18 protein-coding genes and 1 tRNA gene are annotated in these 21,254 nt (G+C 39.9%); 6 read left to right on the top strand and 13 right to left on the bottom strand.

Annotation, left to right across the window (positions count from 1 at the left end):
• Positions 1-2: 2 nt before the first annotated feature.
• Positions 3-497, bottom strand: a complete 495-nt coding sequence (locus KJK34_RS02785) for an RNA polymerase sigma factor (RefSeq protein ID WP_223052338.1) — start codon at positions 495-497, stop codon at positions 3-5.
• A gap of 40 nt (positions 498-537) precedes the next feature.
• Positions 538-1,599 (bottom strand): DUF3810 domain-containing protein, encoded by a 1,062-nt coding sequence (locus KJK34_RS02790; protein WP_223052339.1) that lies wholly within the window; start codon positions 1,597-1,599, stop codon positions 538-540.
• A 96-nt stretch (positions 1,600-1,695) separates the two neighbouring features.
• Between KJK34_RS02790 and KJK34_RS02795 the strand changes: the two genes are divergently transcribed.
• The 5 genes from KJK34_RS02795 to KJK34_RS02815 all read left to right on the top strand — a co-directional run bounded on the left by KJK34_RS02795 (position 1,696) and on the right by KJK34_RS02815 (position 7,195).
• Entirely contained in the window at positions 1,696-1,929 is a 234-nt protein-coding gene (locus KJK34_RS02795) for a DUF433 domain-containing protein (RefSeq protein WP_223052340.1), read from the top strand.
• Positions 1,930-2,271: a DUF5615 family PIN-like protein gene (locus tag KJK34_RS02800; RefSeq protein ID WP_223052341.1), complete on the top strand. Its 342-nt coding sequence runs from the start codon at positions 1,930-1,932 to the stop codon at positions 2,269-2,271. It begins immediately after the preceding gene.
• 24 nt (positions 2,272-2,295) lie between these two features.
• On the top strand, positions 2,296-3,756 hold the full coding sequence (locus KJK34_RS02805) for an aminoacyl-histidine dipeptidase (RefSeq protein ID WP_223052342.1): 1,461 nt from the start codon (positions 2,296-2,298) through the stop codon (positions 3,754-3,756).
• Positions 3,757-3,882: 126 nt separating this feature from the next.
• A complete protein-coding gene (locus KJK34_RS02810; protein WP_223052343.1) occupies positions 3,883-4,917 on the top strand; it encodes a hypothetical protein in 1,035 nt (344 codons plus the stop codon).
• Positions 4,877-7,195: a hypothetical protein gene (locus tag KJK34_RS02815; protein ID WP_223052344.1), complete on the top strand. Its 2,319-nt coding sequence runs from the start codon at positions 4,877-4,879 to the stop codon at positions 7,193-7,195. Before KJK34_RS02810 ends, KJK34_RS02815 begins: the two co-directional genes overlap by 41 nt.
• Before the next feature lies 1 nt (position 7,196).
• On the opposite strand, the gene KJK34_RS02820 is transcribed toward KJK34_RS02815, so the two are convergent.
• From KJK34_RS02820 to KJK34_RS02860, 9 genes are all read right to left on the bottom strand, one after another.
• On the bottom strand, positions 7,197-7,673 hold the full coding sequence (locus tag KJK34_RS02820) for a DUF6265 family protein (protein ID WP_223052345.1): 477 nt from the start codon (positions 7,671-7,673) through the stop codon (positions 7,197-7,199).
• 2 nt (positions 7,674-7,675) lie between these two features.
• Complete coding sequence (locus tag KJK34_RS02825; RefSeq protein ID WP_223052346.1) at positions 7,676-9,838, bottom strand: DUF3858 domain-containing protein; 2,163 nt, start codon at positions 9,836-9,838, stop codon at positions 7,676-7,678.
• Positions 9,838-11,760, bottom strand: coding sequence for a transglutaminase-like domain-containing protein (locus KJK34_RS02830; protein WP_223052347.1), 1,923 nt, complete (start codon positions 11,758-11,760; stop codon positions 9,838-9,840). The genes KJK34_RS02825 and KJK34_RS02830 overlap by 1 nt, the downstream gene beginning before the upstream one ends.
• Before the next feature lie 109 nt (positions 11,761-11,869).
• On the bottom strand, positions 11,870-13,876 hold the full coding sequence (locus tag KJK34_RS02835; protein WP_223052348.1) for an FG-GAP-like repeat-containing protein: 2,007 nt from the start codon (positions 13,874-13,876) through the stop codon (positions 11,870-11,872).
• 33 nt (positions 13,877-13,909) lie between these two features.
• Positions 13,910-14,977 carry a hypothetical protein gene (locus tag KJK34_RS02840; protein WP_317196855.1) on the bottom strand — a complete coding sequence of 356 codons (1,068 nt, stop codon included), beginning with the start codon at positions 14,975-14,977 and terminating at the stop codon, positions 13,910-13,912.
• Positions 14,978-15,113: 136 nt separating this feature from the next.
• Positions 15,114-16,211 carry a hypothetical protein gene (locus tag KJK34_RS02845; RefSeq protein WP_223052350.1) on the bottom strand — a complete coding sequence of 366 codons (1,098 nt, stop codon included), beginning with the start codon at positions 16,209-16,211 and terminating at the stop codon, positions 15,114-15,116.
• Between the two features lie 51 nt (positions 16,212-16,262).
• On the bottom strand, positions 16,263-16,808 hold the full coding sequence (locus tag KJK34_RS02850) for an acyl-CoA thioesterase (RefSeq protein WP_223052351.1): 546 nt from the start codon (positions 16,806-16,808) through the stop codon (positions 16,263-16,265).
• Positions 16,809-16,812: 4 nt separating this feature from the next.
• Entirely contained in the window at positions 16,813-18,210 is a 1,398-nt protein-coding gene (gene rmuC, locus KJK34_RS02855) for a DNA recombination protein RmuC (protein ID WP_223052352.1), read from the bottom strand.
• A 111-nt stretch (positions 18,211-18,321) separates the two neighbouring features.
• Positions 18,322-18,396, bottom strand: a tRNA-Pro gene (locus tag KJK34_RS02860).
• 156 nt (positions 18,397-18,552) lie between these two features.
• Here KJK34_RS02860 and trxB point away from each other — a divergent pair.
• On the top strand, positions 18,553-19,509 hold the full coding sequence (trxB, locus tag KJK34_RS02865) for a thioredoxin-disulfide reductase (protein ID WP_223052353.1): 957 nt from the start codon (positions 18,553-18,555) through the stop codon (positions 19,507-19,509).
• Positions 19,510-19,559: 50 nt separating this feature from the next.
• Here the strand turns inward: trxB and KJK34_RS02870 are convergent, their stop codons facing one another.
• Both KJK34_RS02870 and KJK34_RS02875 read right to left on the bottom strand, forming a co-directional pair.
• Entirely contained in the window at positions 19,560-20,408 is an 849-nt protein-coding gene (locus KJK34_RS02870) for a GIN domain-containing protein (protein ID WP_223052354.1), read from the bottom strand.
• Between the two features lie 97 nt (positions 20,409-20,505).
• Positions 20,506-21,246 (bottom strand): head GIN domain-containing protein, encoded by a 741-nt coding sequence (locus KJK34_RS02875; RefSeq protein WP_223052355.1) that lies wholly within the window; start codon positions 21,244-21,246, stop codon positions 20,506-20,508.
• Positions 21,247-21,254: the final 8 nt, after the last annotated feature.

Raw genomic sequence — 21,254 nt, forward strand, 5'->3', positions numbered from 1 at the left:
ACTTACGGATTTAATATTTTTTTCAGTTTTCCTTTTATCCTGTTCATCTTTACCCTTGCGTTTACTTCGCTTATACCAAGCGTTTCAGCAATTTCATTATAGTCTTTATCTTCAAGGTACATAAACACAAGTGCTTTTTCAATGTCATTTAGCTGCTGTACAGCCTGGTACAGTAGCTTTATATGCTCTTCTTCTTCATAGTTATATTCCTCCTGGTTAATACGGTGCAGGCTGCTGTCAAACTCAACTGTATTAACAGTCCTGCTTTTTTTACGGTAAAGTGTTATTGCAGTATTCAGGCCCACACGGTAGGCCCATGTAGTAAATTTAGAGTCGCCCCTGAATTGCGGAAAGGCTTTCCAAAGCTGTATGGTAATTTCCTGGAAAAGGTCTTTGTGGGCATCTTCACTGTTAGTGTAGAGCCTGCATATTTTGTGTATCAGGTTTTGATTTTCCTGAAGCTGTTGCACAAAAGATTGTTCTAAAGCCGAATCCATATTGCATAAGTATTATAAAGCTGTAAAATGTTACAGCATTTTATAAATCTTTATCTTTATAATAATTCACCAACAGCCCCACGAACTTGCTGTATGTTTCAAGACCGTCTTCCTGATGGTTTAATTTCAGGTAGTTATCATAAAAGTATTTGAAAATAGTTTCTACGAAAGATTCATATTTTTCACTGAATTGATCGGTTTCTTTATAATTCAGTAAAATGCCTTTATTAATCAATGGCAGCAGGGCTTCTGCCTGTGCTTCATCAATTTTTTTTATATTCCGCAGGCAGTATTTAAGCGCAAAAGTATATCCGGAGTATTTAAAATAAATATCATCATTAGCTATCGAGGCCATATACCCAATAAAATTAGCTTCACTCTCTGATGCATAACCCAATTGGTGCGACATTTCGTGGCAGGCTGTTGTTGGCAGGTTATACAAGGGCAGGTGGCAGTTAACCTGGGCTTCATTTGTAAAAGGGTTAAGGTAGCCTCCAAAGCCCATATACGACAGGGGAGTGCTTAACAATGATGATTTAAGGCTTTCGTGTTTAAAAGTAAAGTTAGGGTTAAGCTGCGCTACACCTTTATAGCCGTTAGGGGAGTGTGCATAAATTTCTTCTACAGTATATGGATTTACAACTTTAACACTATCATCCTTTGTTATTTGCATGTGCACAGCATTCGCTTTTGTTATAAGCCTTTTGGTAAAACTGACAAGCTCTTCGGGAGTATATTTTTTCTCAATACCCATTTTTTCATTTAGTGGTACACGGTGGTAATTCACCGCCCACAAAAAATAGAACAGGAAATAAAATACACTTAAGAAACTGCCTATGGTAACAAGATTGGCTTTCCACCCGCGGCGCCATGTTTTTCGCCTTATCCATAGCCATCTTATAATCAGGATGATTACTATTGTATAGATAATATCGCCTACAGAGAAACCTGCAACGCCAAATATAATACGCGACGCTTTTGCAATATACGGGTATAGCCCTGTGCTGTAATAATTCTCTACAAAATCGGGAAAAAAAGAAAGCAGGTTTACAATTATAATTTGCAGTGGCAGCAACAGGCACAGTATAATCTTTTTCTTCATCAGGCAATACAATAGTTGATTGTAAATATAACAGATATCATCAAAATCTTACAAGGCTTTAAGAAGCAATGTTCAATATTTTTTTATCTTTGTTATATGGAATATATTGCTGAAAGAATAACAATTGATGAGAAAATTTGTAACGGAAAGCCTACTGTTAGGGGTAAGCGTATCAGTGTACAAACAATACTCGAATTCTTAGCCGCAGGAGAGTCTAAAGAGGAGATTCTTAAGCAATATCCGTCTTTGGAAGCAGAAGATATTGATGCCTGCATCAAGTTTGCATCTGACCTTATGAGTCGGAATTTTGTTATTAAAACTGTAGCTTAAATGCCGGTCTTCCTTATAGATGTAAATCTTCCTTATTATTTTTCCCTTTGGAAATCCGAACTCTATATTCACCAAATTGATATTGATGACTGTTGGACAGATGAGCAGATTTGGAACTATGCAATGCAGCACAACCTCACCATTGTTACTAAAGACAGCGATTTCTCTAATAAAATTATGCTTCGCAACCCTCCTCCAAAAGTCATACATATCCGTTTTGGTAATATGAAAATGAATGAATTCCATCAAACAATCAGCAGGTATTGGGATGAAGTATTAAAAATGAATCAGAATTTTAAGTTGGTGAATGTTTACATTGACCGCATTGAAGGATTTGAATAACACAAACTGAAAATAAAACTATAGATGAACGAAGCAATAAGAAACCTTGAGCCAAAAGCGCTATGGAATAAATTTGCCGATCTTAATGCCGTGCCGCGCCCTTCTAAAAAAGAAGAGCGTGTAATAGCATTCATGAAAGAATTCGGTGAAAAGTTAAACCTTGAAACCATAATTGATGAGGTAGGCAATGTTATTATTAAAAAACCTGCTACTCCGGGAATGGAAGACAGGAAAACAATTGTAATGCAAAGCCACCTTGACATGGTGCACCAAAAAAATGCCGATACACAGTTTGATTTTGACACTCAGGGAATTGAAATGTATGTTGATGGCGACTGGGTACGCGCAAAAGGAACTACACTTGGTGCTGATAACGGCCTTGGTGTTGCCACCATTATGGCAGTGCTGGAAAGTACGGATATACAGCACCCTGCCATAGAAGCACTTTTTACCATAGATGAAGAAACGGGTATGACCGGGGCAATGGGGCTTAAAGGCGGGCTGCTTACAGGCGAGATACTGCTGAACCTTGATACAGAGGAAGACGATGAAATTGATATTGGTTGTGCCGGTGGGGTAGATGTTACAGCAGAACGCACCTATAATGAAGAAGATACACCGAAAAATTCAATTGGTTATAACATAACCGTAAAAGGGCTTAACGGTGGCCATAGCGGTATGGACATACATAAAGGGCTGGGTAATGCCAATAAAATAATGAACCGCCTGCTGTTTGACGGATTTGAGAATTTTGGGTTACAGATTTCAGAAATTAACGGTGGCAGCCTTCGTAATGCAATTCCGCGTGAAAGCTTTGCCAAAGTAATCATATCTGATATTTTTGATGAGGCTTTTCAGTTTGATATGAACGAGCTGATACAGGAAATAAAAGCTGAATTTAAGACTACAGAGCCCAGGCTTGAAGTTGTTTTAGAAAAAACCGAAGCTCCTGCCAAAGTAATGGATTTAGGAGTACAGGAAGGCTTAACACGCGCGCTGTATGCCGCCCATAACGGCGTTTACCGCATGAGTGCCGATATGAAAGACTTGGTGGAAACTTCTAATAACATTGCAAGGGTAATTGTAAAAGATGGTAAGATACATATTGGCTGCCTTACACGCTCCTCTGTAGAAAGCTCTAAATTCGACCTTGCCAACGCACTTAGAAGCACCTTTGAACTGATTGGCTGCGAAGTAAACTTTTCAGGTTCTTACCCCGGCTGGACACCCAATGTAAACTCGCCTATACTGGAAGTGCTTAAAGATATTTATGAAAAGCAAAATGGCGAAAAGCCGAATGTTGTTGCCTGCCATGCCGGCCTTGAATGCGGTATATTAGGAACCAATTATCCGGATATGGATATGATTTCCTTCGGGCCAACTATTAAAGGCGCACACAGCCCGGATGAAAGGGCAAGCATATCTTCTGCCCAAAAATACTGGAAGTTTGTCTTGGAAATACTTGAAAATATACCAAAGAAATAGTCGCTTTCCTGTCTTAAAATTTTTAAAAAGCCCGCTTTTAATAAAGTGGGCTTTTTTAGTAATAATTCCACTGAAACATATACTTTTACAATGATTTAGCGTTGTATAAAAAACCACCATCACTTCATGAAAAAGCTTATCCTTGCACTGTTTGCAGGCATCTTGTTATTCTCCTGCTCCCAAAAGGCGGAAAAAATAAACCGCGCCTTTTATTACTGGAAAAGCAGCAACTGGCATCTTGATGAAAGCGAGGAGAAAATAATTAATGAGAATGATGTAAAAAAGCTCTATATAAAATTTTTTGAGGTAGAAAAAAATGACATAATGGGAATTGTGCCCGTTGCCAAAACCTCTTTAAATATGTATAATATTGACAGTATTGACAGTATCGAAGTTGTGCCCACAGTATATATCAAAAACGAGGTATTTAAAGATATTACCCAAGGGGCACTGGATACCCTTGCCGATGATGTTAATTTTCTAATTGGTAAATACAGTAGTAACTATATGTATCGAAATAAAGTTATTTACGAGTATCAGATGGACTGTGACTGGACACCTTCTACCAAAGAGAATTATTTTTACTTCCTGAAAAAACTAAAAAGCTTGTCAGGTAAAAAAATAAGCTGCACGTTACGCCTTTACCCTTATAAATATCCTGATAAAATGGGGGTACCGCCTGTAGATAGTGCTATGCTTATGTGCTATAACCTCATCAGCCCGCTTGAAGACCATAAACGGAATTCGATTTTTGATGAAAATGAGTTTTCAGCCTACTTAAAAACAAATAATGTTTATCCGCTGCATCTTGATATAGCATTACCTGTTTTCTCGTGGGTGCAGGTGTACCAAAACAACCATTTCACGAAGCTACTCTATACCGATAACACTGAAATTAAAAAGGCACTTACAGAACAAAAACCATTATGGTACAGTGTAAATAAAGATACTGTTATAGATGAATTTTACCTTCGCAGGGGCGATATGGTAAAAATTGAAGAAGTTTCCCCCGAAATGCTGAAAAATGCTATACAGCAAATAAAAAAACACGTTATGCTTGATAGTGAAATAACCGTTAGCCTTTTTCACCTCGACACACAACAGCTAAGCCAGTACAGCCATGAAGATATTGAAAGTTTTTACAGCAATTTTACTGAGTAGCAGCATCACAGTCAGTGCTTGTGGTTTCTACCCGTTTGGCGAAGATGTAAGATATTGTTTTTTTAAACCTGAATATTTTGGTTTCACTACATATTCAGAGTTTAATTATACGGCTAATTATTTTGAGCCCGGGCAGGTATTTGATGAGCAGCACCTGCCGCCAAATGATGAGGCTTGGTTTAACTATTGTGAAGGCAAAGTACCTGTTGGCAGCATTCACCAGGCAGTATATGAAATGGATAAAAGCAGTCTTGATGCGAACAGTGATAACCTTATGGTACAATATCTGTATGCAGTAAAAGATTTTGAAGCAATACAATACCTGAGGTTTGCTAAAGAGTGCGAACTGGCTAATGCTTTTATAGCCGACCCATGGGAACGTAATGACACCATAAATATCCGTGCACGTAGCCTGTTTATTTACAATGCTATGGAAGGTGAATGCATGGCGAAGAATCCGCTTATAAAAGAGCGTTACCTGTTCCTCGCTATCCGTCTTGCATTTTACGACCAGGATTTTGAACGTGTCCGCGAAATATTTGACAGTAATTTTAAGGGTAGAGCAAATAAAGGGATTGTTTATTACTATAGCCTCTATTTCCGCGCACTTGCCGAAGAAGATCCTTCTTTGCAGTCATTTATGGCGGCACAGGTTTTCGCAAATGCACCCGACAAGCGTTTTGTAGTTTATGGCAGTTTTGATACAGAATTGCCTCTTGATGAGGTTTTGCAGCATGCCCAAACTAATGAAGAGCGGGCTAATGTGTATTTGCTTTCGGCTATACACACGCCCGACAGGGCTTTAAGCCAGATTAAGGGTATGTATGCCAACAATCCGCACAGTGAAGGTCTTGATTTCTTGCTTTTGCGGGAAATGAACAAAATTGAAGACTGGGTATACACACCCTATTACAGTATGTTCGAGCCGTCTGTTACACTGCAGCGTCATAATAGTAATTATGATGATTCAGTCAAAATGATATTACAGCGGGTTCCTCAAGACAGGCAATATGCACAGCAGTTGTTTGATTTTATTAATAGTGCCAATTTATCAGGAGTATATAACCCGCAATTTTGGCAGCTTATAAAAGCACAGCTTGAGTTTGTATGCAATAAATACAGCAACTGCTTAACCACTATAAAAAAGTTGGAACACAATACAAAACTCAGTGTACAGGAACAAAGCCAACTGGAAAAGATAAAAGCTTTAGCCCTTACTGCACGCCAGCCTGAAGGTAGTACTATTATTGAAGAAGAAATAAAACCAATAATTTTTAAACACAAAGCAGATTCGCGTTTTCTGTTTTCATTAGGGCGGGAGCTTGAATATCGTGGCAACACTACAGATGCTGCCCTGCTTTATTCGCATTTAGATGCATCATATCAGGATTATATTGGTACAGGCAGCGACAATCCGTTCTGGAAGTCTAAGAGCACTAAGGGGTATGGCTACGTAAATTATTTTACAGATTACTCCGGTTATATAGATGCAGTATATACTCCGGGGCAGCTTAAAGCATTAATCCAAGATATTGAAGGTAATCATTCGTCCGATACTATTACACAATGGCAGTACAGTATTCTTAAAAACCGTTTGCCATTTCTGTACGATTATTTGGGCATGAAATACATAAGGCAGGACAGACTTGCCGAAGCAGCCTCTAGCTTTCGTAAAGCAGGCACTGCGTACTGGCAGGAAAATTATTCCGCATGGGAAACAGGTGATAGTTTTGGTAACCAGTTTGATGCTAACCCGTTTTACCAAATAAAATATACATCTGATTTTATCCCGGTAAAAGACAAGTTCAGCCTTAATAAATATTCTGTTACCCGTAAACTTATACAGTACCTTAACCGTGCCAATAGTGTTGCTGAAAAAGACAGGGACTATTATTATTTCCTCGCAGCGAATTGCTACTATAACATGACCGATTATGGTAATGCATGGATGATGCGTCGTACAAGCAGCAGTGCTTACATGGCTGACCGTAATATAGAAGATGAAAAAGAATATCGCGAATGCAACCTGGCTACCTATTATTACGGTTTAGCTTTAAAGCATGCAAAGACGGATAAGTTCCGCGCGCTGTGCCTACGGATGCAGGCTAAATGCGCCGAAAACAAATGGAGTAGTTCCTATAGCGACTATTACTATGGAGAAAGGCCGAAATATGTAAACCCTTACTACGAAAAGCTGGAAAAAAATTACCCGCAATACTACAAAGAGCTTGCGGGTAACTGTACTTATTTTGAAGATTATTTTAAAGCAAGGAGATAGTTTAATCCTTCTTTTTCATCGGGAATTTTTCTGATTGCATTATTCCGTTTGGTTTACCTGATATTTCAGCAATAAGCGAATCTGCATTTACTTTTCGGTATGCTATTTTTTGCGGGTAATCGTGTTCAGGATTTTCAAAAACGATCAGGCTGTCATTTATAGCTGTCATTTTAAATGGTACTGCTTGCCCGTCATTTTGGTCAGGAACCGTTACAATATAAAATACTTCACCTTTAGTTTCCTCTAAACGTATATGTTCAAAGAATATGGTGTCATTCTCTTCGTTAATAACAAAAGCCTGTCCTGCAAATACAGAGTCATTCAGCTTTTCCCAAATCTCAGTTAGTGTTTCATCTGCCGATGTATTGCTCCACGAGCCAACAAGCCATTCCGCTTTATGAATCTTAGAGTACTTATCATTATGTTTGCATGATAGAAGCAGCAAAAAAGCTGAGATACAGAGCAGGCATTTCTTCATCGTTATATCTTTTTAATCAAAACTTTTTCCTGCGTAAACTGGTAGGCAGCATCAAGAAAAGCAAGCATATCTTTCCAGTTGCTGTTTGGTGTAAAGTAGTTGGCATAGTACTTATATGCTTTAACCGTAAGCTTATTGCCATTTAGAGTAGCAGTACTCACAAAACCGCCTGTACTGTTTTCAATTTTTTTATTCAGCTTGTCTAAACCGGCTACAGTATAACCGTCAGGTACTGTAAATTCTATTGTTTCTTCAAAAGAGCGTGGGTAGGGGAAGTAGATATTATTGGTTCTTTTTTGCTCCTTCTCATCTATTTCTACCTGCTGCCCAATAAGTTTCCCTATTTCAAAAACATAGTTAGAGCCTGCACTCTTTAGCAGATTATTTTTTACAGTAAAATCTTCTTTATAACTAAAGGCAGTATTTTTACCGAAGCGCCCGGTATTCACAATTTCAAGTTTGTGGTCATCAACTTCAAAACCAAGCTCGCCTTCAAGGCTCTTCTCGAATTCTTCCTTCTGCTTTTCGCGTAATTTGTTCTTTAAAGCATCAAACTCATTGGTGTACTGTTCTTTCTTCTTCTTGCTCCTCACCAATTCAAGCAATGGTGTAGTACCATATTTTGCATAATCTTCAGCAACATAGTCAAAAAAGTACATTTTGTCATCCTGGTCCTGATCTTTGTTATGACCATAATGTTCCGACTCTCGTTTCACGTTAACAGAAGAAAAATCGGCTGCCATAGAGGCGTAGATCCTTTCTTTACTGATATTATCCTTATGAGTAGAAGAGGGCAGTTGTATAGTTTTGATACCATTAACCACTTTACCTTTAGCAGCCTGCAGGGCATAAGCTTCTGTGTTTTCTATATAAGGGTTTATCTGGTCGGCATTGGTATATGGCGAGAAGAACTGCAGGTAAACAGGGTTAGCTGTGTTAGCTTTAATCATTATTATGGTGTTCTTCTCTATCAGCAGGTCTTTAATGCTGCCATTATAGCGCGGTGTGGCAACAACAATTTCATAATTGATATCCTTCCATTTCAGGAAAGCCATAAAATGGTTTATAAACTGTATTTCGTTGGTAAAGAAAACGGGCGCATAACCATATAAATCAAATGGGTACATGATATTGGCCTCTTTAACCACAAACGCCTCTACATAACGGGTATAATATTGATGGCGTGTATAATAATATACCTCGCGAACCATTTCTTCGTCGCTTTTAAAGTCACGATTTTTTACGAAATTTTTAATTTCGCTTATATCACCCTGCGGCCAGAACCTTGCATCATAAAAATCAAGTACGTCATCTGCACTAACAGTTTTTTTAACGATACTTTCCTTTTCCGGAAGGAATGCTGAAGCTCTTTCTTCAAACTTGCCTGAGCGGGCAAAAAACACCTGGAATTTATAACACGGTACTTCTGCTAAAGGGAAAAACCATCTTGGGAAGTCATTCTTCTCTATATCCGTAGCTATAAGCTCATAGCTGCGATTTTTACTTTTAGGGTCAGAAGTCTGCTTCAGTTCCGGTGCACCGTTATAACTGTTGAAGTTTACAAAAAAGTCATTTTCGGTTTTAAAAGTAATCTTCATGTTCATTACCGGGTATTCATCACCAAGTGAGGTTTCAACCGGGTCAAAACCATATTCGTAGATAGACTTAAAAGGCTCTTCGGCATAAAAATAAAAATCGATAATATCACCAACCTCAAGGTTTGATATGGCAATTTTCTTACCTTCATCCATATTAACAGCTTCTGCTTTCACGTCAATTTCACGCTCACTGCCGTCCGGCTTAATAACTTTTATGCCTATCGTGTTTTCAGCTTTCCTGAATGTAAAGCCGACACCTCTTGAAGAATAGAACCTCTCTTTAAACGAAAATTCTGAAAACTCCGTTACTGCGGCCTGGTCTAATAATTTTACCCTTTTACGTACAGATGAGATATAGGTTACATTTGTACCGAATTTGTGGTAATCATAATTTTCATTTTTATAGATAACCACTGCCGATTCGTTTTTCCATTTATCGGGTATGGTTGTGGCTTTTTTGTACTCATCATTTGCACTCCAGAACATTTCCTTTATTTCGGCGGTGTTCTGTGCACTTGTAATTACGCAGTAAAACGATAGCAGGAGAGTTAGTAGCTTTTTGTTCATTATAGTTTGGTTAAGGTAATTTGGTCGTTATATAATTTCTTAAGTTTGGTAATGGCATCGTTCCAGTTAGCAAAGTCTGCTTTTTTAATGGTGCCGTTTTTAATTACAAAATGCTTTTTATAGACAATTGCATCGCCCTTTTGCTCGTAAGCTGCTGTTAATGTATAATCTTTAGTATCTACAACAAGAGCTTCAGGCAGCCTTGAAACTGTATAACCCTGTGGTATGGCAAGTGTTATATTAGATTCATAATCTTTTTTGTAGCTGAACTCAAAATCAGTTTTACGCTCTTTAAAATCAAGCCCCGACATTTCCTCAAGATAGTCAAGGTCAACATACATTTCATTATCAAAAGATGAAACCCTGTTGCGCAGTACGGCATCATATTCAACAGTAAGGGTAATATCCCTGTCGGTAAGGTTAGAAGTTTTAATGTTAGATATAGAGAAGTTTTTATCGCCACGGCTTAGGTAGTTTTGCAGCACATCTTCTTTCTTATCGTTTTTGATGTTGTTATAGCCATATAAAAAGTAAGCACGGCTTTCACCAATCAAGTTACCCTGTACTTTACCTTTAAGTATTTCACCATCAATGCTAAAGTTAATATTATAACTTTCTTTATTAGAGGCGGCAGGAGTAACGGGTACTTTTGCAATTATATATTTATCGCCGTCTTCTATCATTACTTCCTTACCCTGAATGCGCTCTGCATAATCACCAAACGAATTATATTTTTCTGTTCCGTCAAGGAAATATTTTTTACCGTCTTTAAATAATGTGCAAATCATGTGGTTATCTACACATAACGATGGTGTTGTATAATCATAGGCAATATGCTTTGTACCAATCCAGGTAAGGCGGGCATCAAACCCTGCAATTTTTAGCATATGGCGCATAAGGTTCGCCATGCCTTTACAGTCTCCGTAACGCTTCTTATATACGTTTTGCGAGGCATCCGGGCGGAAGCCTGCAAGACCGTCCTCAAAAGCGATATAGCGAATATTATCCTGCACCCAGTAGTACAGTTTCTTTATTTTCTCTTCATCGGTTTTTGCACCGGCAATAAGCTCATTTACTTTTGCCTTAAGTTCGTCAGGATTTTCATCTACACTATCAACCAAAGATTTATACCATTTGTATAAATCAGCAGTTGAGTTGAACAGCGTAGTCTTCTTGCCCTCGTTAGTATATGATTTTGCCACCACCAAAAGATGCGGATAGATGTAAGAGGGGCCGGGTGCCGACTCATCTTTGTATCTTGCCGCTACATTTTCTAAAGTATAGGTATAGATGGTGCCCTTACCTTTAGGATCTGGCTTGCTGGTTTTTTTTACATCAAAGCCGCTAAAATTCATTTCTTTAAATTCAATTTCCAGCCATGTTGGTACAAGTATCTCTATCTCTTTTTTTACAACGGGGTATTCATCATTAAAATATATTGAGGTAAAATACTTTACATCTTTATACTTTTTGTTGAGGTTGTAATTGTAGGTGTAACCCTGCACCGGAAAAGTTACTTCCATGTATTTTACCCTGTAATCATTATAGAAAAGGTCGTTACTGGTGTAAAATTCGTCTTTTACTTCAAAATGTGCATTCTTATCATTTCTGTAAGTCATGCTAAAATCCTGAATTTCCGACTGGCTGTCATAAAATTCATATTTATGAATATCAGCACGATGGCTGATGTTCATCAGCTTTTCTGTAATGTGATGGTTAACTGCCACGCCGGGCTCATCTTCATTAAGTTCAAAAGAAATAGTTTCTTTGCTTGATAAGACTGCTACATCATCTTTGCCATGTTTTTCGCGCAATTGTTTGGCAAGTGCAATGTCTTCGGTGGTTGGGTCAATGTTTTTTTGCGCATTTGCCGCCTGAAAAGCCAAAGCCGCAAACAGCAGCGCCATAGTAATTTTCTTCATAAGCCTTTAAAAGGTCGAAAGATAGAATATTTATTGTTATTGATTAACAAAAAATTAAGTAAAAAAGCGCGCCATGTGGCGCGCTTTCATACACAGTTGATTTTTGTAGTTATTTCTTTATGAATTTGGCAGAATAATATTTGCCATCACTGTCTTTTAATACAAGTAGGTAATTGCCATTAGAAAGCTGCTGTACTTTTAGCGCATTATTCTCAACTGCGCTTGTACTGATAAGCTTTCCGGAAATATCATAAACGTGTGCTTCAGTAATCTCTGTTGCATCGTCAGAAGCAAAGTAAAGTATGTCTTTAACGGGGTTAGGGTAGGTGCTGAAAAGGTTAGTGGCAAATTTACCAGTACCAAGCGTAGAGCCTTCCTGAACCGTGATAGCCTGGTTAACATCAGGGTTTTCTATAACATCTATAATTCCTGAAGGCCATTTAATGATAATCTGCTCAATAGCATCTGTAGTGCCAAGCCCAAAGTGTGTGTTTAACGAACTCATGTACCGGAAACCGTCTCCGCTGCGCACATCACGAATTTGTTTTTCCCATCCGTCACCTTCAGCATAAACCTCTACACGTGCCCCAATTCCGTTACGGTTGCTTTCCGTGCCTTCAAGGTATAACTTAATCCAGTTATTATCATTACCATTATTCAGCTTCATCTGGTTAAAGTTCAGGATGTCAAGGAAACCATCATTGTTTAAATCTCCAATTGGCCCTACAGAAGCATTTGCCTGGGTTTTTGTAAAGGTCATGTCTCCGTTATTAAACATGATGTAGTTTCCGCCGCCCATAACATCTATCCAACCATCATTATTAAAGTCATGCGCTATATGCTCACGGTTTAGTTCGAAAAGGTCAGCAAAGCCGGAGCCGTCCGTTACATCGGTAAAGGTACCGTCACCATTATTCCGCATCAATTTATGTGGTCCGTTTGCTGTGGAGTTAGCTCCTACAAGTGCATCCATATCGCCATCGTTATCAAAGTCGCCCCATGCTGTAGACCATGTTTGCAGCATATCGGCAAGGTTGGCTTGCTCGCTTACGTTGGTAAAAGTGCCATCGCCATTGTTCCGGTGCAACTCGTTTATTGAAGCAGGGTCTCCGCCGCCACGGCATTTTGCAATAAACAGGTCGGCATCGCCGTCATTATCATAATCTACCCATATCGAGCCATAGTTACCACCACTCGGATGATCGCCTATGCCGCCCTGTACCCAGCTAAATCCGCCGTTACCGTCATTAAGGAAATAACAGTTTGGCGCAATATCATGGCATACAAAAGCATCAAGGTGTCCATCATTATTTAAATCGACAAAGTTGGTGCGCTGCGAAAAAATGGATTGTGGCGATTGCATAGCCGTATATTGTGTACCATCTGCATTGGCTATCATTAAGGCTGCACCGTTACCATTCCCATAAAGCAGGTCGTTAAAGCCATTACCGTCATAGTCTCCTGCTGCAAGGCTCCAACCCGGCATGTATGGCGTGCTGCCCGCCACTCTTGCTGTTTCTGTAAAAGTACCGTCGGTTTGCTGGTAGAACATTTTTATCTGGTTGTTATCTGGTACCACTATATCATCAAGATAATCGCCGTTCATATCAACCACGCACATAACATAAGCACCTGTAACATTATACATTACCGTATCAAACAAAGGCGCTGTAAATGCTGTTTCGAACACCTGAAAAGTAAAGTCTGTATCATCCCAGTTGTTGTCAAAAGCGATGTAATAGGTTACGCCTGCCTGTGCTGTAAAGCTTACTATAGAGGAATAGCTTGTGCCACTGTCATCATCCCCGGCAACGCAGGTTAAACTGCCACAAGCTCCGTTATAAACATGTACACGTGTATCTTTTGGGGTAAATCCCTGTACATCGGTGCTTACCGTAACGTTTACTGTAGTTGCAGATGTATAGCTGTACCATATACCCATGGTTACATCATTATCAATACCATTGGTACAAATAAGTGCAGGTACCTGGCTGCCATCTGAATAGGAGGCATTATATGTACCCGAAGTTACGGGTACTGCCGTAGCACAGTTAGTTTGGGCATGCAGCGCAAAAGCACTTATACCGCAGGAAATAATAGTAAAGATCTTCTTCATAATGTGAGGTTGTTTTAATAGTCAGGTTGTATATTACGGGCAGGGCCCTTCTAAAGAATTAATCCATTCCTGTATAAGCTGTATGCCTTCATCATGCTTAATAGTGCGGCCAAGCATGGGCATACGATACGATTCGTCAACACTGTTCAGCCTGTAGTATAAAGCGCTTCGGGCAGGATTACCTTTAGCCACAATATGTGATATCGACGGGTTGATGAACTCGAAAGGTTCTACACACACCCCAAGGTTTTCAGGGTTGGTTGTCTCGCTAAAAGCAAAGCGCATGGGCATATAGTCGCAGTGTGCACCCTCGCTGTGACAGTGTGCACAGTTAATATCGATATATGAGCGTACCCTTAGCTCCAGCGGCTGGCTGGCATCCTGCCAGTTGACAGTACTGGTTATATTGCCCGGCAGGTTATCTTTAAGGTAGCCTTCCTGTATCCACCTGCTTAGCTGGTTTGCGTTACCATCAGCATAGGCATACATCCTGTTTAGGTTTTGTGGCTTGGTGCCTATTGGTATGGCAAGCGGGCCTGAGTTACCGTTGCTGTTGTTTATTTTGTGGCAGGTAAGGCACTCTGTTTCCGAAGGTATCCTGTAGCCGGCACTTTTAGGTGAACCGTTTTCATTCCAGCTTACATCGGTAAAGCTGCCGTCAAGGTCAAGAAAGGCTTCTGTCTGCTCATCATTCCAAACATAATCTGCAAATATCCATTCGCTGCCTTTTTTAATCATCAGCCTGGTTTCTATAATGCGCGTGGTGTTACCCGGCTGAACGTTATCATAATAAAAGTTTTTTATTAAAGCAGTGCCCGAGGGAAAGTTAAGCAACTCACCATCTGCCGTATAGGTAGCCTTGCTTCCTGCAGGCATCCATACAAATCGTTTCTTATGGGCATAATCGGTGAATAATGCACTGTTCAGTTCATAAGGAAGTACTTTATAGGAGGGCTGAAGGTTTTTAAGATCGCCTTCAAAAAATTTATAGTCAGAAAGTTTATTGTAAGGTACAGCCGTCAGGTCCATAACCACAGGCGAAACCGGGTCGGGAACTTCAGTATATTTATCACCGTCATCAGACTCACACGCCGTGAGCACAGTTAATGTTAATAATAGTAGAGTTTTTAAATAATAGTTGTATTTCATATAGTTATCTCACATAATTGTGTTAATGATAACAAATATAGAAATAAAAACCCTACTTCATTAAATAAAATAAATTTTTAAAAAAGCACTAATCGCATGTGTTTTCAAGGCTGTTTATCCAGTCTTCTATAAGCTGCAACCCTTCCTGGTGCACAACGGTACGCCCGAGTGTAGGCATCATTTCCGATTGTATTGTGGTGCTCATCCTGAAATGCATTAATGAGCCCGGTACATCTCCGCCCTTCACGATATACTGCTGGTTACCCGTAACAAAATCTACAGGCTCCCTGCATACACCCAGATTGAAAAGCGATTCATTTTGAGCAAATGAAAGTTCCATAGGAGTATAATCACATGAAGTACCTGTACTGTGGCAATGGGCGCAGTTAATATCTAGGTAAGAGCGTACTCTAAGTTCTAAAGGCTGTGTTTCGTCCTGCCAGTTAACAGTAGATATAATGCCGTTTGGTTTAGTATCTAAATAGCCTGCCTCTATCCATTTTGTAAGTTGGTTTTTAGTGCCGTCGGCATAGGCATACATCTTGTTCAGGTTTTGTGGTTTTACACCAACAGGTACAGGTGTTTCGTTTATCTGGTGGCATTTAAGGCAATCCTGCTGTGTTGGAACTTTGTAATTAGTGGACATGGCTGTTCCGTTTTGGTTCCAGCTCATACGCATCGAATATCCGTCATTATCTAAAACTGCTTCGGTCTGCTCATCATTCCATACATAGGTAGCAAATATCCAGCCGCTCACCTTTTTTATCATCAGCCTTGTCTCAACTATATATGTAGAATTGTCCGGTGCTACCGTGTTATAATAAAAGTTTTTAATGAGTACAGTACCAACGGGAAAATCGGATATTTTACTGTCTGAAATGTAAGTGGCTTTACTGCCCACAGGCATCCAGATGAACCTTTTTTTAAGTGCATAATCGGTGAACAGTTCGCTGTTAAGGTCATAAGGTATTACTTTATATACAGGGCTCAGGTTTTTTAAATCGCCTTCAAAAAAGTTATACTCTGATAAAGTAGCATACGGCACCGCATCAAGATTTAAGGTAACAGGAGATGCCGGCTCATTTACATCAGGCACTTTGGTATAGCTATCATCACTGCCGCAGGAAACGAAACAGAAACAGGAGAGAATTAAGACAAGTGCGTTAAAAAAGTATTTATTTTTCATGATTTGCTTATGCTGTATCGCAAATATATACTTTTTACTTTATGATGTGCCTTATAATTCTACCTTAATATTCATTTGTCTGAGTGCATTTATTGCGTCTGGGGTAGTATGGTCAAAATTTTCCTGGTGATGGTCGTGCTGCTTTTTAAACTCAATGCGTTTTTTTGCATTGTAAAAGCGGCGTACTTCTTCAAGTGTTGTTATAACCGGCCTTGGCACCGATACATTTTTACCCTCCTTATTTTTGCCAACCATTGTAAAATAAGATGAGTTGCAGTGCTTTACTTTCCCTGTCCGGATATTTTCTGAAGTTACCCTTATGCCTACTACCATAGAGCTGTTGCCGACATAATTAACGGAAGCCTTCATAGTAACAAGCTCGCCAACTTCAATAGGATTTAAAAAATCAACAGTATCTACAGAGGCTGTTACACAATAAGTTCCTGAAAACTTAGATGCCGCCGCAAAGGCTATCTGGTCCATCAGCATTAAGATATAGCCGCCATGTATTTTACCGCTGAAATTAGTGTGGCTTGGCAGCATAAGCTCTGAAATGGTAACACGGGATGCGCTTAACTTCCTGAAATTATCTTCCATATAATTAAATGTTTAACAGGTTGTGTGCATCATCCTCAAGCGCTTCTTCCTCTTTTTGCTCAGCGCGTTGTATTATATTTTCCGGAAGCGTTTTTTTAGCTTTTGCACCCATCTTTTTGAGTTTTTCTATCGAAGTAATAATATTGCCACGCCCTTCAACCAGCTTATTCATAGCACCCTGATAGGCTTTTTTACCTTCGTCCATGCGTTTACCAACTGTGATAAGGTCGGACACAAAACCTTCAAATTTATCATATAGTGCTCCTGCCTGTCGTGCAATTTCATAGGCGTTTTCCTGCTGTTTCTGGTTGGTCCACATACTGTCTATAGTACGCAGGGTTGCCAACAGCGTGCTTGGCGTTACAATCACAATGTTCTTTTCGAAAGCTTTGTTGTATAACGTGTTATCTTCATTTAATGCACAGGCAAAAGCAGCTTCTATAGGTATGAAAAGCAGCACAAAATCAGGGCTCTCCATATCGTACAGGTCATGATAACTTTTTGCGCTCAGCTGCTCTACGTGGCGGCGTATGCTGTTGCAATGTTCTTTAAGGTGCACCAGCCTTAACGGGTCGTCCTCTTCATTTACATAACGTTCATAAGCCACAAGCGAAACTTTACTGTCCACAACCATTTTCTTGCCGTCCGGCAGGCTTATCACTACATCGGGCATTACGCGGCTACCTTCTTCGGTGGTATGGCTTTGCTGTACAAAATACTCGCGGCCTTTTTCCAACCCCGATTTTTCGAGCACGCGCTCAAGTATCAGTTCGCCCCAGTTACCTTGCATTTTGGTATCGCCCTTAAGCGCTTTAGTAAGGTTAAGCGTTTCACGGCTCATCTGCTCGTTCATTTCACGTAGCCCGACAATCTGCTGGCGAAGCGCTGCATGATAGTCTATACTTTCTTTATGGGTGTCTTCTACTTTTTTCTCAAACATGTGTATTTTTTCCTGAAGCGGGGAGAGGATGTTCCTTATATTCTCTTTATTCTGTTCGGTAAACTTATTGGATTTTTCCTCAAGAATCTTATTGGCAAGGTTTTCAAATTCTTTTGTAAATTTTTCCCTTAGTTCTTCTGTTTCCTGCCTTTGCTCCCTCATGCGCTCCAAAAGGTTATCGTAGTCAGTTTCTTTTTTGGTGAGTTGTATGGCAAGAGCATCTTTTTCGGTTCGCAGTCCGCTACGCTCTTCCTGCAGTTGTATAAACTGTTTTTCAAGCAGTTGTTTTTCATTAGCGGCTTGCTGCCTTAATTGCTCTATCTGCATCTGGAAGCCTGCATTACGTTCTTCCAGCACTTTCTTTTCAGATTCTGATTTTGAAGAAAAAAGTAATTTACCTATGTATATGCCAATGGCTAAGGCAATAACAAAGGCAAGTAATAATATTATAGTATCGGGCATTTTTATGGATTTACTGAACCGTAAAAATAAGCAAAAATATCTGCATTAATTGAAGTACTTCTCTACTGAGAAAACAAAAAAGCCTTTCGATTTCTCGAAAGGCTTTTTCTGTCGGGGTGGCAGGATTCGAACCTGCGACCTCCTGGTCCCAAACCAGGCGCGATGACCGGGCTACGCTACACCCCGTGCTGTTTAAACAGGGTGCAAATATAAAACTAATTTTTATCCTGCAAAGCCATAAGCTTAATTTATTTTTAAAATAGCTAAAACTGATAATCAACGGTAGGTGTTCTTTAATTAAAAACTTACATTTGCACCACTACAAACAATAGCTTAAACACTATGACTGATACAACAATAGAAAAAATAAAATGCCTTATTGTAGGCTCGGGCCCTGCTGGTTATACAGCGGCAATATATGCGGCAAGGGCAGATATGAACCCTGTGCTTTATACCGGTATGGAACCCGGCGGACAACTTACTACCACAACAGAAGTTGATAACTTTCCGGGATATCCAGATGGTATAGACGGTCCCACAATGATGATTCACCTGCAAAAGCAGGCTGAACGTTTTGGTACACAAGTGCGTATAGGTATGGCTACCGCTGTCGAGTTTAGCCGCGAAAAAGGTGGCTGGCACAAAGTAATTATAGATGGCAATAAAGAAATACATGCCCATACCATTATAATTGCTACGGGCGCAACTGCTAAATACCTGGGCTTGCCAAGCGAGCAGCGACTTAGAGGAGGGGGAGTATCCGCTTGTGCTGTTTGCGATGGTTTCTTTTACCGCGGACAGGATGTAGCTATAGTAGGGGCGGGCGATACCGCAGCCGAAGAGGCGACTTACCTTGCCAATATTTGTAAAAGCGTTACCATGCTTGTAAGGAAAGATTACATGCGTGCCAGTAAGGCCATGCAGCACAGGGTAGAAAACACACCTAACCTTAAAGTACTATATAACACTGAAGTTGAAGAAGTTCTTGGAGACCAGGTTGTAGAGGGACTTAAAATGGTTAACAACCAGACACAGGAAAAATCTGAAATTAAGATTACAGGTTTGTTTATAGCGATAGGGCATAAGCCTAATACTGATATTTTTAAAGGCCAGCTTGATATGGATGATACCGGTTACCTTATCACTATGGGTAAAACGGCTAAAACCAACCTGCCGGGTGTGTTTGCCTGCGGAGACGTTCAGGATAAAGAATACAGGCAGGCAATTACCGCTGCCGGATCAGGATGTATGGCAGCACTTGATGCTGAGCGTTACCTTAATATGCTTGAGAGTCATTAATCAATCAGTTATACCACATAAAAACAGCGCCTTCAAGGCGCTGTTTTTATTTAGAACAATCTCTTTTCTTCGTTACGTTTATATAAGGTAGCATTGTCTGCAAACTTTTTGAGGTCGATTTTTGGAGTACCGTATAACTCTACTTCCGCTTTACCAGTTGCAGATACTCCAATAGTTTCAGAAGCCAGCACATTACAGGTACTGTAGCTTTCAGCAAGCAATTCAAGCGCTTTTACAGTAAATTTTTTAGCGGTAAGCTCCGCATTATTGTCCAGCCTTATTTGCGCCCTGGCAGCATCACCTTCAATGCTTGCGGTGGTTTTCTGGTACAGATCTATTTTCGCAGACTGGGCGGCAACAAGCGCTTTCAGGTCGGCATTTTTGCTCATTTCAATTACAGTGCTGTCAGCCTGTATGTTAGCTTCAACCTTTGTTTTATCATTCATCTTTAGTGTAAAATTTTTAGACTTTACATTTATAAATGATTTAGAATAGTCCAGATTAGTGATGGTTATATTGTCAAGCTCCAGCGCCATAAGCGCGTTTAGTACTACTTCGTGCTTTGCCGTTACCGATGTTAAGATACCGGTATAGGTAAGCCTGATACTGAATTTTTTAAAAGCAGATACATCTTTTGTTGTAGTGATGCGCAGTGTGTTGCCGTAGTATTCAGTGCTGATAACTTCATGAAGATTATCATCGGCTTCTATTTCAAGCCCCTGCACGTCTCCTTTTACAAGAAATACTTCTATATTATCTTCTATTTCAACCGCTTCAAACGGGTTTATTTCCCGCTGGGTTACAGTAACGGTTTTAGAGCCTTTAATCTTTTCCTTTTTTTGTGCAACGGCAACGCCACAGCAAAGTATTGCTACAAGCAATACAATTACATTTTTCATAGGATGTGTTTTTTGTGTAATTGGCTAAAGGCAAATATATAAAAAAACACCTGCCATGGCAGGTGTTTTTAAAATATACCTAATCAGGTTTAAGTTCTTAGTTGCGGGACACGCTTCCGCCGGATGATGTTTCCTTATCAATACGCGCCGGATTGCCGTTATATACTACCGATCCGCCGCTTGAAGCCTCGGCATCTAATGATTCTTTAACGGTTATTCGTATACTGGCACCACTTGAAGCATCTGCAGTGGCAAATTCTGCTGAAAGTTCTGTTGCATCTATGCTGCTTCCGCTTGATGAAGAGGTCTCCGCTTTTTTTGCCGCTCCTTTTACTGTCAGGTGGCTGCCGCTGCTGCTTTCGCAGATAACATTTGCCGCCTGTATGCTCACATTCATGCTGCTGCCACTGCTTGAAGAAAGGTTAAGGTTGTCAGATTTTACTGTTGTAATACCTTTTAATGATGAGCCGGATGAAGACGATAAACCATCTATAACAGGCATTTTTACCATTACTTTTTTGCGTTTTGCGTTGCGGATGTTAACATCACAGCGTATGCTTAGCTCGTTATTCTTAACTTCGGTAGTTATATGGTTGTGTAAATTATCGTCTGCTTCAACAATAACCGAGAACGTATCGGCTTGCTCTACAGTTACTTCGAGTCCGCTACCGGAAGATACATAAGTAAACCCGCCGTTTATGTTTCGATCCTGTGTTGTTACATTACCGCTACCCGGAATACCTGTTACAGAATTTTGCACAAAACTGCACGACCCGAAAAGTAATACTACAATGGCACCAATAATTAATTTAGTTACCTGTACAATTATTTTTATCATGGCTGTTA

Source organism: Flavobacterium coralii, assembly GCF_019891545.1.
GTDB lineage: Bacteria > Bacteroidota > Bacteroidia > Flavobacteriales > Flavobacteriaceae > Flavobacterium > Flavobacterium coralii.